At 50.8% G+C, this 12,105-nt stretch carries 8 protein-coding genes; 7 read left to right on the top strand and 1 reads right to left on the bottom strand.

Going from position 1 to position 12,105, the window contains the following annotated elements:
- Positions 1-39: 39 nt before the first annotated feature.
- On the bottom strand, positions 40-1,374 hold the full coding sequence (locus BMX44_RS00880) for a hypothetical protein (protein WP_090627067.1): 1,335 nt from the start codon (positions 1,372-1,374) through the stop codon (positions 40-42).
- 497 nt (positions 1,375-1,871) lie between these two features.
- Between BMX44_RS00880 and BMX44_RS00875 the strand changes: the two genes are divergently transcribed.
- The 7 genes from BMX44_RS00875 (at position 1,872) to BMX44_RS00845 (ending at position 12,076) form a co-directional block, all read left to right on the top strand.
- Complete coding sequence (locus BMX44_RS00875) at positions 1,872-3,158, top strand: NAD(P)/FAD-dependent oxidoreductase (protein WP_090627250.1); 1,287 nt, start codon at positions 1,872-1,874, stop codon at positions 3,156-3,158.
- 1 nt (position 3,159) lies between these two features.
- Complete coding sequence (locus BMX44_RS00870; protein WP_090627066.1) at positions 3,160-3,360, top strand: YgaP family membrane protein; 201 nt, start codon at positions 3,160-3,162, stop codon at positions 3,358-3,360.
- A 205-nt stretch (positions 3,361-3,565) separates the two neighbouring features.
- Positions 3,566-4,960 (top strand): TolC family protein, encoded by a 1,395-nt coding sequence (locus BMX44_RS00865; RefSeq protein ID WP_090627064.1) that lies wholly within the window; start codon positions 3,566-3,568, stop codon positions 4,958-4,960.
- A 10-nt stretch (positions 4,961-4,970) separates the two neighbouring features.
- A complete protein-coding gene (locus tag BMX44_RS00860) occupies positions 4,971-6,059 on the top strand; it encodes an efflux RND transporter periplasmic adaptor subunit (RefSeq protein ID WP_090627062.1) in 1,089 nt (362 codons plus the stop codon).
- A gap of 20 nt (positions 6,060-6,079) precedes the next feature.
- Positions 6,080-9,349, top strand: a complete 3,270-nt coding sequence (locus BMX44_RS00855) for an efflux RND transporter permease subunit (protein ID WP_218143891.1) — start codon at positions 6,080-6,082, stop codon at positions 9,347-9,349.
- 391 nt (positions 9,350-9,740) lie between these two features.
- Entirely contained in the window at positions 9,741-11,333 is a 1,593-nt protein-coding gene (locus tag BMX44_RS00850; RefSeq protein ID WP_177167625.1) for a hypothetical protein, read from the top strand.
- 401 nt (positions 11,334-11,734) lie between these two features.
- A complete protein-coding gene (locus BMX44_RS00845; protein ID WP_090627058.1) occupies positions 11,735-12,076 on the top strand; it encodes a DUF4156 domain-containing protein in 342 nt (113 codons plus the stop codon).
- Positions 12,077-12,105 lie beyond the last annotated feature (29 nt).

The raw sequence follows: 12,105 nt of genomic DNA, 5'->3' as shown, positions 1-12,105 counted from the left end.
TGAATGAAATATTCCAATAGCGCCTGAGTCGGGGGCTAGCTATTTGGCAATGGTAATACTGGGCGCGCCAAAGAGCGGCGCGTCCGTAATTGTCATGCGAAAAAGAATATACAGTAATTGAAAGGCGTTCCGGTTCCAGTGCGCGTCAGGTTCCGCGGTGTTAATCGCATAGTATTTGTCGTGTGATTTGATGGTCAGTCCGGCGCCTGACAGCGGTGTGTCCGATACCTTAAGGTCCAGTGTCATTCTGGGGTTTTCATCGTGGGCGATGGGTGGTGTCCGTGCATCTTTTTCAATGTCGTATTCCGGGTTTTCGCCGAGTGCGTGACCCAGAAAATTAAGTATTGAATGAAAACTTCTGAGCCGGAAAGATCCTTGAATGGGCCAGTCTCCCCCTGCATAATCGGGGTGGATATCAAAGGCGACATCATGTGTGATCCACGGACTGGTCATTTCGAACAGCTCCGCGCGTTCCTCGCAGCAGACGATATCGGGATCATAATTGGTAATGAGAATTGGCCCCAGCGACTGTTTGCTGAGTGTATAGGTGCTGTCTTCCGCGTTGTAACGCACGGTAAATTCCTTCTCCAGAGCCTGAAATCCCTCCGCTGACACAGACGCGGCTGGAATGGTCCAGCTTCGTTCAAAGGTCAGCGGCTCAACGTAAAGCTGTTTTTGGTCCTGAATGGCAGAAAGATGCAATGCCACCTTGCGGAAAATTTCGTATCCGGACTTATCGGATGGATTGTTGTGATAAGTGACCCGTTTCTGATGTCTTTGGCTACGCGTGCGCACCCGACTTGCCTGCTCCTTCGTCAGTTCTATCGTAGCCCTGTCGAGGGCGTTCCGATGCCTGCGTTTGAAACGAAAATGCCGCTCGAAATGGACCGGTGCGCTGTTTTCCATGTCATGTGAATGATGAGGATGCAGATGTACTTCCTGTGCCATCATGCGCAGCAGCAGATCGACATCAAAGTGCTGACGCAGCAGCAGGGTCAGTTTACTCTGGTGAAACGGCGTCAGCAATCGCTTGGTAAATTCCTCGCCTTCGATCGGAATAATGGTAAACGTGGGATTCTCGGCGATGCTGCCGCCGAATAATGGCATGAGTAACCCGCCTGAGTCACCTGTCAGCGCAGGTGTTCCACCTGCATTCATGCGAAAATCGAACGTGGCCGCAATGTTTGGCACTCTGGTGAAATGAATCGGTTCATGATGCTGGGCCCGGGCAATATTGATCAATAGCTGTTCGGATTCTGCCTTGGTAACCGCGTCATCATAAACTATGACCGCTCTGTTCAGCGTGAGCGGCGATAAGCATCCGCTGAGTAAGAAAATAATAAACAGGAAGGATATCAGCTTGGTTGGTTTCATTGAATATGCACGATGTTTGTGTAAATGCCAGCTTGCATAGTACACAAATTACAACCGGTTTATCGACTGTTTCTTTGGCGGGTACTTTAAACCGTCGCAGATTTTTCTTTATCGAAGCTGGCCCGGCAATCAATTGTAGCAGCGGTGCTATCAAAAAAAGTAAAACATAACAGCAGGATACTAAACGGGGTTTAGCCGTTTCTGACCTTTTCTCAGTCCTGAAAACGCCCTGCGGCTGTGTTGTCGACAAGGATTTTGTAATCAGCGGAACATAATTTTCAGATGTAGACAGTCATGTGATAATCGTTTTGTGGTTGGCATTCGTATATCGTTGATTGCAGCAGCAAAATTGGTTCCGCTTGAATACTGTTCCTTTTTTGGGTGTTTTGTTTTATGCTTGGTTGAAACATGATTTGCGGGGATTCGGGCGGGACGGGATCCCGGTCAGATTTCTGAACGGCTGGGTATGTGTTTGGTATCAGTCAATGGGGGCAGGCATGGCGCGTATTGTAATATTGGGTGCGGGTATTGGCGGTGTACCGATGGCTTATGAAATGAAGGAGGTCGTTGGCAAGCATCATGAAGTGACCGTGATTTCCGACACACCGACGTTTCATTTTGTACCGTCAAATGTATGGGTCCCGTCCGGATGGCGGACGGCAGAAGCCTTGAAGATCGAGCTTGCGCCGGTCATGAACAAAAAGGGTATTGAGTTTATTCAGAAAGCGGCGGCATCCATCGACCCGGACAACAATCAGGTGCTGCTCGATAATCAGTCGACTGTGGTTTATGATTACCTGGTCATAGCGACGGGGCCGCGCCTGGCTTTTGACGAAATTCCCGGTCTGGGGCCGGAAGGTTATACGTCTTCGGTCTGTCACGTCGATCACGCTGCCACCGCTGCGGAAGACTGGCGCAGATTTATCGAAGACCCCGGCCCGATTGTTGTGGGCGCAGTGCAGGGTGCTTCCTGTTTTGGCCCCGCTTATGAATACCTGATGATTCTTGAAACGGAACTGCGTAAACGCAAAATGCGTCACAAGGTGCCGATGACGTTTGTCACTTCAGAACCCTATATCGGTCATCTTGGTCTGGGTGGCGTGGGCGATACCAAAGGGCTGCTGGAAAGCGCGCTGCGCGACAAAACGATTAAATGGATAACAAATGCCCGGGTCGACAAGATCGAGCCTGGAATGGTTTTTGTGACCGAAGTCGACGACGACGGAAAAGACAAAAAGCAGCACGAGCTGCCATTTAAGCATTCCATGATGCTGCCCGCCTTTACAGGTGTCGATGCGGTGCGTCATGTCAAGGCGGAAGGTCTTGTAAATCCGCGCGGTTTTGTGCTTGTGGATGAATTTCAGCGTAACACGGCTTTTAAAAATATTTATTCCGTTGGTGTCTGCATCGCCATACCACCGATTGAAAAAACACCATTGCCGGTTGGGGCGCCAAAAACCGGTTACATGATTGAATCCATGGTAACGACAGTCGCGCATAACATTGCCGAAGAATTGGCTGGCAAAGAACCGTCACACAAGGCGACATGGAATGCATTATGCCTGGCCGATTTCGGCGATACCGGCGTGGCTTTTCTGGCGCAGCCGCAAATTCCTCCGCGCAATACGACATGGTCTTCTGAAGGCAAATGGGTGCATCTTGCCAAAATCGGTTTCGAGAAATACTTTATGCGTAAAATACGCAAAGGCATCACCGAGCCTTACTATGAAAAATTAGTTCTTAAATTCATGGGGCTGACCCGGTTAAAGGAAAAAGGTGAATGAAATGACGATTGACAGGGCGGTAATGGCTGTTGCCGGCAGCTTTATTTTAATCAGCCTGCTGCTGGCACATTTTCATTCAGTAAACTGGTTGTGGTTTACCGCTTTTGTCGGTGCAAACCTGTTGCAATCGGCATTTACCGGGTTCTGCCCTATGGCCATGTTTCTTAAAAAACTGGGCATCAAACCCGGCAGCGCCTTTTGAAGGCCTGTCAAGGTCGAACCTATGGCTGGTCGGCAAGCGGTAAACGTTCGATTTATGTATCATCGATCTGTTTTGTAAGGACTGCGAATGGAACGACTGTAAAAGGAGGTATGACATTAATCCTGAATCTCAGCCGAGCGTGTGTAGCGACAGTTTGTCCGGGTTTCATGGACGTCACCGCTAATCGTTGTTCATGCGTGGAGATATGCCAAGAATAATTCAAAACAAGCTGGTATTAATTCTGATATTAACTGTCATATCGTCACAATTGTCGGCAGACGAAAGTGCCGTGTTTGCACCTGATGCCGGTGAAGCGGCAGCCAGAGAATCTACTGCCCAGATGTTTACGCTGGATCAGGCCATTGACTATGCTCTGTCAAACAATCCCGATCTGCAAATCGCCATCGAACGCATCAAACAGGCCGAGGCCCGATTGGGTGTGGCGTTGGCTGCTTTTTATCCACAGATTTCAGCCAGGGCAAGTTACGAACATTCCAACAATCCGGCGCAGGTTTTTGCAATGATAGTGGCGCAGCGTGATTTTGATGCCAGTGCAATGCAGAACATTAACAGCCCCGGTTACCGGCAAAACTTCCGTCCAGAAATCATTGGTTCATTATCGTTGTTTCGAGGAGGGCAGGATTATCAAAAAAGCAGGGCAGCTGAACTCGGCGTCGATGCAGCCGAATTCGAACGTTCGTCGGTAAGAAATGCGCTGGTCGAGGCGGTAACGGTTTCTTATTATGCCTATCTGTCCGCGCGGGAAGCGGTGAAGGTGGCGCGAGATTCCATTTATGCCATTTCCAGCGAACTCAATCAGACAAAACTGCGGTACGAAGCGGGAACCACGCTGAAGTCCGAGGTGCTGTCGCTGGACGTCAAGCTGGCAGAGGCGAAGGAGGCGGAAATCCGTGCGGCCAACGGTATAGAGCTGTCCAAAACCAGTATTGCCAATTTACTCGGTCTGGAAAACCCCGGAGCGTTTGCTGTCGCGACAACATCCAGACTGAACAGACCCGGTATACGCGCATCGTTTAACGAACTGCTTGAACGGGCTCTGACTGAACGCCCGGAAATCATGGCCGCTGCCAGACAGGTTGAGATCAGCGAGCGTGAATTGAAAGTCGAGTTGGGCGCTTATCTGCCTAAGGCGGACGCGTTTGTCAGTTACGGTCAAAACAGCCAGTCGCCCGGTTTTTCCGGTCAGCAGGACAATGTCTCTGTCGGCGTCGCCGTTGAAATGAATCTGTTTTCAGGATTCAGCACCAGGCAGCGTGTCAGCGCCGCGCAACGAAAAGTGAAAGAAATGCGCGAGATGGAGCGGAAAACCAGGCTGGCGATAGAGCAGGAGGTTAAAACGGCTTTTTTAAGGTTGAAAGAGGCGCTGGCGCGGTTGCAGGTTTCAGAGGTTTCGGTTGTCGCAGCGGAGGAGGCGTTTAGACTGGTGCACGAAGAGCGGCGCGCCGGCATGGCGACCGTTACACGCTATATTGAATCTGAAGTCGCGCGGAATAATGCGCAGTCCAATTCCATCGCAGCGCATTACGATGCACTCAGCGCTGAAATTTCACTAAAAAAAGCAATTGGCGACTGGAAATAAAGGAATACTGATGTCTTGGGCAAGTGGACAGAACACTATCAAAAAATATGCGTCGATTGTCGCAGTGACACTGGCTCTGGTTTTTTTGCTGGTTTATATGCAGGGGGGCTTCGTCAGCAAAGTAGCCCCGGGGACAAATTCATTGACAGGTGAAACAAGAACACAAGCCAGTCATACGGCGGTCGTCGCACAGGAACTGGTTGGCGATATGCTTGCCTGGCCCGGAACCGTCAAGTCGAGAACCGTTGCAGGTATTGCTCCCAGATTGACAGCCCTGATTACAGAGATCTACGTTAATGCGGGGGACGCTGTTAAGAAAGGTGATGTGATAGCGCGTCTGGATGAACGTGATCTCAGGGCCCGGGAAAAAGCGGCGCTTGCTGCACTGGCCGGTGCCGATGCGCATGCTGTCCGTGCCAGCGCAGACAAGCAGCGGATCAGCAGCCTGTTTGAAAAAGAAGCGGCAACCCGCGAAAGTTATGACGCCGCAGTTGCGCAGGCAAAAGAAGCGCGCGCGCGGGCCGACCAGGCTGCCGGCACGTTGCATGAAATCAGGACGAGACTGACGGACACGCTGTTGCGGGCGCCTTTTGACGGTATCGTTGTCAAGCGACTCAAACAACCGGGGGACATGGGATTGCCGGGCGTGCCCGTGGTTACGCTGCAGATACCTCACGGGCTCAGGCTAGAGATTGAAATTCCGGCTGCCTGTGCCGGCGAATTCGGTGTCGGTGAGAAAGTCACGGTACGGATTGATACGCTGAACCAGACTTTCAGTGCGCCAGTTGATGAAATTATTCCCGAAATGGATGCGCAGACGCACTCGCAGTTGATCAAAATTGGATTGCCGGCCATCGAAGGGTTGAAGCCGGGCCATTTCGGCTGGCTGGAACAGGCCTGCGGTCAGCACGTGGCACTATTGATACCGGTCAGTGCCGTGCAGTATCTGGGGCAGCTGGAAATTGTCCGGGTATTGTCGGACGGGCGTCAGTCCATGCGTCACATCAGAACAGGAAAAACCATCGGTGACCGGATCGAAGTGATTTCCGGTTTGCGCGCAGGTGAAATAGTCATGACCGGTTCCATTCAACCGCAGTGATGGGCAGCGAAAACAAACAAGTGAAAAAGTATGGTTTGACGACAAGAATCGTCAAAGTATTTACAACCTCGCAGCTGTCGATATTGTTTCTGATTATCTCTTTGCTGGCGGGCGCTGTCGCGCTCACACTGACACCCCGTGAAGAAGACCCTCAGATCGTCGTGCCGGTTATGGATGTGCTGCTTGAGTATCCCGGCGCGTCGAGTGAAGAGGTGGAAAAGCTGGCCGCAACGCCACTGGAAGTATTACTGAAGCAGATTGAGGGAGTGGAGTATGTCTATTCCGTTTCCAGACCAGGCGCTGCAGTGGTGACCGTCCGTTATTATGTCGGCCAGAGTTATGAGGACAGTCTGATCAAAACCTGGAACAAGCTCCTGTCCAATCAGCATCTGGTTCCGCCGGGCGTCACCGGCTGGAGAGTCAATCCGGTCGAGATTGATGATGTGCCTGTCGTATTACTGGCGTTGTCATCGCAACACAATCGCTATGATTCCATGGCGTTGCGCCGTATCGCAGATGAATTGATTACCGTGCTCAGGAGTATCGACGACGTCGGTAAAAGCTGGGTGGTAGGCGGCGAACAGCGGCGCGTGTCGGTTTACGCCGACCCTGCGCGACTGGCAGCGCACAGTGTGACTTTGATTGAGGTTGCGCGCGCGCTGACGGAAACCAATGTCAATGTGCAGGCCGGCAGTTTTGAGCGCAGTAATCGTGAAATTCTGCTGGAAGCCGGACCGCATTTCGGTTCTGCAGTTGAGGTGGGAGGCGTCGTTGTCAAAAGTGTGGACAATCGACCGGTTTATCTGCGTGATGTAGCGCGCATTGTCGATGGCCCTGCCGATGTCGGACATTATACGCGCATCGGTTTCGGGACCGCGGTTGAGAATATGGTCACGATCGGCCAGGCAGCGGGTGAGCAGCCGCAAGCCGGACAGGAACGCCAGATGGTGACGGTTGCCATCGCCAAGCGCAAGGGCAGTAATGCGGTCACCGTGGCCGAGGACATCCTTGCGATGGCTGCGGAGCTGCATGGCACGCTGATTCCACAGGATATTTTGCTGAGCGTGACGCGGGATTACGGGGAGACCGCTAATCACAAAGTCAACGAGCTGGTCAAGCATCTGTGCTTTGCGATTGTGGTAATCATGGCGCTGCTGGCATTCTCGCTGGGGCCAAAAGAAGCGTTTATTGTTTCGATTGCAGTGCCGATGACGCTGGCGCTGACGCTGTTGCTGGATTATCTTACCGGCTATACCATCAACCGGGTCACGCTGTTTGCGTTGATTCTGTCGTTGGGGTTGCTGGTAGATGATCCGATCGTTGATGTCGAAAATATTCACCGGCATTATCAGCTGCGCAAGGAACCGCCGCTGGACGCCCTGCTGACAGCCGTTGACGAGGTCAGGCCGCCGACGATACTGGCGACGTTTACCGTCGTCGTGTCATTTCTGCCAATGTTTTCTATTACCGGGATGATGGGACCTTACATGGCGCCGATGGCTTTCAATGTTCCTGTAGCCATGCTCATCTCGTTAATTGTTGCCTTTACCGTTACCCCCTGGGCAAGTTATAAACTGCTGCAAAATGACTATCACAAGCCGAGGCATGCAGCGTCTGACGAACTCGAGCACACGCCGGTTTACCGCATTTATCGCGCCACGCTGCAGCCGTTGCTGGCAACGTCCGCACGGGCATGGGTTTTCTTGCTGATTATTCTGGTCGCTTTTCTGGTTTCCGTGATGCTGGCGGTTACCCGTGCAGTTCCGTTGAAACTGCTGCCTTTCGATAACAAAAACGAATTGCAGATTGTCATCGACATGCCCCGCGGCTCAACGCTGGAGCAGACAGACGAAGTCGCACGCGCCCTGGGACAATATATTGCTACCGTCAATGAGGTGACCGATTATCAGACCTATACCGGCGTGGCATCACCGATGGATTTCAATGGCATGGTACGCCGGTATTATCTGCGCAATGGCGGTTATATGGGTGATGTTCGAATAAATCTGCTACCCAAGGACATGCGCAGGCATCAATCGCATGAAATCGCATTACGAATCCGGCCTGAAATAGAGCGGATTGGAAAACAATTCGGTGCCAATCTGAAAATCGTTGAAATCCCGCCCGGCCCGCCCGTGCTTGCCAGCCTGGTCGCGGAAATCTACGGTCCGCCCGAGGCCAGTATTGGTGATTTGGTGACTGTCACCAAACGGGTGCGCGCCGATCTCGAAACGATAGACGGCGTGGTGGATGTCGATGATTTTTCCGAAGCGGTGCATGACAAGATTCATTTTCAGTTGAACCGTGAAAAAGCCGCGCTGGCCGGCGTCAATGCAACGCAGGTTGCACAAACGCTGCGTATGGCTGCCGCAGGCCATACTGTCGGCATTGTGCATGCCGGTAACGAGCGTCAGCCGCTTGAAATCCTGCTGCAACTGCCGCGTGCGTCGCGCTCATCGGTTGCCGATTTACTGGCGTTGCGGGTGAAAAATGCGCAAGGCGACCTGATTGCTTTGAGTGAGCTGGCGACTGCTGTCGTGTTGAATGCGGATCAGCCGGTTTATCACAAGAATCTGCGCCGGGTGCATTTTGTTATCGCTGAAATGGCGGGACGCAGCCCTGTTGAGGCGGTTTTTGATCTGCAGGGCATACTTGCCGAACGTCCACTGCCGGAAGGGTACACCGTGGAGCTGGCTGGTGAGGGAGAATGGAAAATCACGGTTGATGTGTTTCGTGATCTGGGACTGGCGTTTGCGGCCGCGCTGGTGATGATTTATATTCTGCTGGTCGGTCAAACCGGTTCGCTGACCATGCCGCTGGTCATGATGATCGCCATTCCTTTGACGATAATCGGTATCATGCCCGGCTTCTGGCTGCTCAATCTGGTTGCAGCCTCGCCCATCGGGGGTTATTCCAATCCAGTCTATTTTACAGCAACCGCCATGATTGGCATGATTGCGCTGGCCGGTATCGTGGTGCGCAATTCAATCATCCTGGTCGATTTTATCGAGCGTATCCGTGCCCGTGGCGATGTGACGCTGGCGGAAGCCCTGATCGAAGCCGGTGCGATCCGTCTGCGCCCCATTTTTCTGACCGCCGGCGCTGCCATGCTCGGTGCCTTCGTGATCATTCTCGATCCGATATTCTCCGGGCTGGCCTGGAGTTTCATTTTCGGCATTTTCGCCTCAACACTATTTTCCCTGCTGGTGATTCCGGTGGTGTATTTTCTGATTCATGGAAGGGATGATGAAAAGTCGTCCCGACTGGAGTCGCGGGCAAGAATAAACTGAGACCAGCGTTAAAGTACCTATGATGTGTCTTTGACATGGTTGAGCAGGATTTAACCGGACAGTATGATCCTGCCAGGTTAAATGCCATTTGGTTTTTAAGAAAATTTCTGACTTGCCGAAGCCGTTTGCATTTAATTCAAAAAATTGTCCGATATGTGATGTAAATGTGGTATTTGCCACTGCCTGTCTTGTGTATCACCGTTAAAGTGTTTTACTCCTGACAAGAAAAAACTGTCCGTTTTTTCTTTGTTTTTGATTATCTCTGGATTTGATGAGCCTGCCTAGAACGCTTTCAGCGCTGTCTGAATTCGGTTCGTAATAAACAGTTGTGCTGGATCAATCGGTTTGCGGTGACAGTGACTCATTAATGACTGGATTGGAGGATAGATCAATGAACAGCTATAAAACCACTACGTATGGAATCCACGATATATTTTGGAAACGATCATTCAGGTTCTGTTGGACGATGATCATTGGCATCGGTTTGTTTATCGGGTATATGCAGGATGCTTACAGCAATGCAAAATCAGTGACATACTATGCACTGCCTTTCAAAGCTGAAGATCTGAAACCGGGTGAGCGGATCTTCACCGGTGATCATGCCAGCGGGGTACAGGGCGAAGGGGAAGATTTTAACGTAAAGCGTTATCTGGGCGACAGAAAGTGGAGTTTTGTCAAAAAGGGCGCTGACGGCAAGAAAAATTCAGATTATCTGATATATGGCAAACCGGTCTATGCTATCGGGGATGGCACGATAGTCGGCTGCTGGCGTAATGCACCAGAAAACCCGAGCCCCGGAAAGCGGCATGCCCAGAAAGATAAAATTCCGGGTGGCGGTAACATGCTCTGGGTGGATCATGCTGATGGAACCAGAGCACTGTATGCTCATATGATTCCGGGCTCGATTCCCGGTAAATTATGCGCTAACAATGCAGAGCTGTTTCCCAAGCCAAAATCCGATGCCAATCCTGAGAAAAATTATGTGATGTTACCGGCCAATAAAACGGTAACGATTAAAAAAGGCCAGTTTTTGGGGAAAGCGGGTAATTCAGGAAGTTCTTCAGGGCCGCATTTGCATCTTCATATGGTACAGAACGGAAAAGCAGCAAAAATGTTTTTTGAGCGCGGTTTATACAAAAGCAGCACCGACGCTGATCTGAACGGATGGAAAAGTTTTGCCAAAAAAGAAATCCCTGATGGAAAGATTCTAATCTGGCCGCCGCGGACAGTTTTCAATGAGTACACGCGGTTTGGTTATAAAGATGACGATTTTCAGCGGTTGTTTGATCATCTGGTTGATTCGGGTTATGAACTGGAGTGGATCGATGGATACAGTGTGAAAAATCAAGGGTATCTCAATTTTAGCTGGAAACCGGCTTCAGGAAAAAAATGGAAGGCATATTTCGGTTTGAGCGGCACAGCGTATCAAAAGCGATTTAACACCAACAAGCATCTGGCTCCCATTTTTGTTGACAGCTACACAATAGGGGGAAATCTTCGTTACAACGTAATTATGAAAGCAGTTCCGGGGGACTATTTGGCTCGTCATGGATTGACTTATGACCAGCACATGAAGGTCATGGAAGCGGCCAAAAAAAGAAACCTCGAACCGGTGAACGTTTCCGTTGCTTCAGCCGGGAATACGCTGAAATATACGGTACTTTACAGAAACAGGAACTATGGTGGCTGGAACATAAAATCCCGGATCAAAGAGAGCGATTACCAAAACGTGTTTCGTGACTTCAGGAAGAAAGGCAAAACACCCGTGTATCTCAACGCCTATAAACACAAAGGCACTACTTATTTTTCTGCGATTTTTGCACATAACGGCGGCGGCAGTCTAAAAGCCAGGCACAGCATGAGTGCATCCGTTTTGCAGAAGGAATGGAAAAGTGCCATGGACAGCGGTTTTAATACCATGATGCTGACTGCATTTGACGGCGCTGCTTCAAAACACAGATACGCGGGACTGTGGCGCAAGTAGTCTGCGAATTGTGATAAATAATTGAGTCATTGACCCTGTGTCAGTCAAAACGGCTTGATAATTTACTGCCTGACCACTGCAATCGGTAACGTATCGGCACCGCCGGTGTCGGTACGTTGCTGTTTTATAATACGATTGAAATCAATCCCATGTGAATGTTAGTTTTGCCAGGGCGAAACAGGTTATGTCTGGTTTGAACTGTCGATGCTAAAATATAGTAACGGCATACAGAATTGAGGCGATGTGCATGATTACGATTATGACCGCTTTTACTTTTTCGTGTTTATTCAATATTTCCGGAATCCGGTCAAGCGTTTGAAACACGTCCTGTAGTTCGTGTGTTCGATTCGTATATTCATCATGTTATTAATTTATCAGTGCTTTTTGAATCAAGGTGCGCGATGAGAAATATTGCGGTTGTTGTTTGCTGCTGTCTGATGTTGTTTTCCTGTGCGTGGGTCAAGGTGAGTCCGTTGGGTGAAGGTGTTCGGCTGGTTCAATCGACAAGGGCGGTCCAGTCGTGCAAAAGACTGGGAAATGTCAACGCCAAGGTGGTCAGCAAAGTCGTTTTTGATCGCGACGCCGAGAAAGTTGCCGCAGAACTGGCCAATCTTGCACGCAACGAAGCCGCGCTGTTAGGTGGCGATACTATTGTGCCGATTACCGAAATTCATGACGGCAGGCGCAGGTTCGGCGTCTATCAGTGCTTCAAATCCGGTGCAGACCGGGCACCCGCTCCTTGACCCTGCCTTGCAGTGAAGTCAGGATGTGG

Origin of the sequence: Nitrosomonas marina, from assembly GCF_900110145.1 — a bacterium.
Lineage (GTDB): Bacteria > Pseudomonadota > Gammaproteobacteria > Burkholderiales > Nitrosomonadaceae > Nitrosomonas > Nitrosomonas marina.
This window is presented reverse-complemented; position numbering and strand designations above follow the sequence as displayed.

Coding starts and splice junctions, on each gene's coding strand:
- BMX44_RS00865 (WP_090627064.1), top strand. CDS start 3,566: ATGCCAAGAATAATTCAAAACAAGCTGGTATTAATTCTGATATTAACT.
- BMX44_RS00875 (WP_090627250.1), top strand. CDS start 1,872: ATGGCGCGTATTGTAATATTGGGTGCGGGTATTGGCGGTGTACCGATG.
- BMX44_RS00845 (WP_090627058.1), top strand. CDS start 11,735: ATGAGAAATATTGCGGTTGTTGTTTGCTGCTGTCTGATGTTGTTTTCC.
- BMX44_RS00850 (WP_177167625.1), top strand. CDS start 9,741: ATGAACAGCTATAAAACCACTACGTATGGAATCCACGATATATTTTGG.
- BMX44_RS00870 (WP_090627066.1), top strand. CDS start 3,160: ATGACGATTGACAGGGCGGTAATGGCTGTTGCCGGCAGCTTTATTTTA.
- BMX44_RS00860 (WP_090627062.1), top strand. CDS start 4,971: ATGTCTTGGGCAAGTGGACAGAACACTATCAAAAAATATGCGTCGATT.
- BMX44_RS00880 (WP_090627067.1), bottom strand. CDS start 1,374: ATGAAACCAACCAAGCTGATATCCTTCCTGTTTATTATTTTCTTACTC.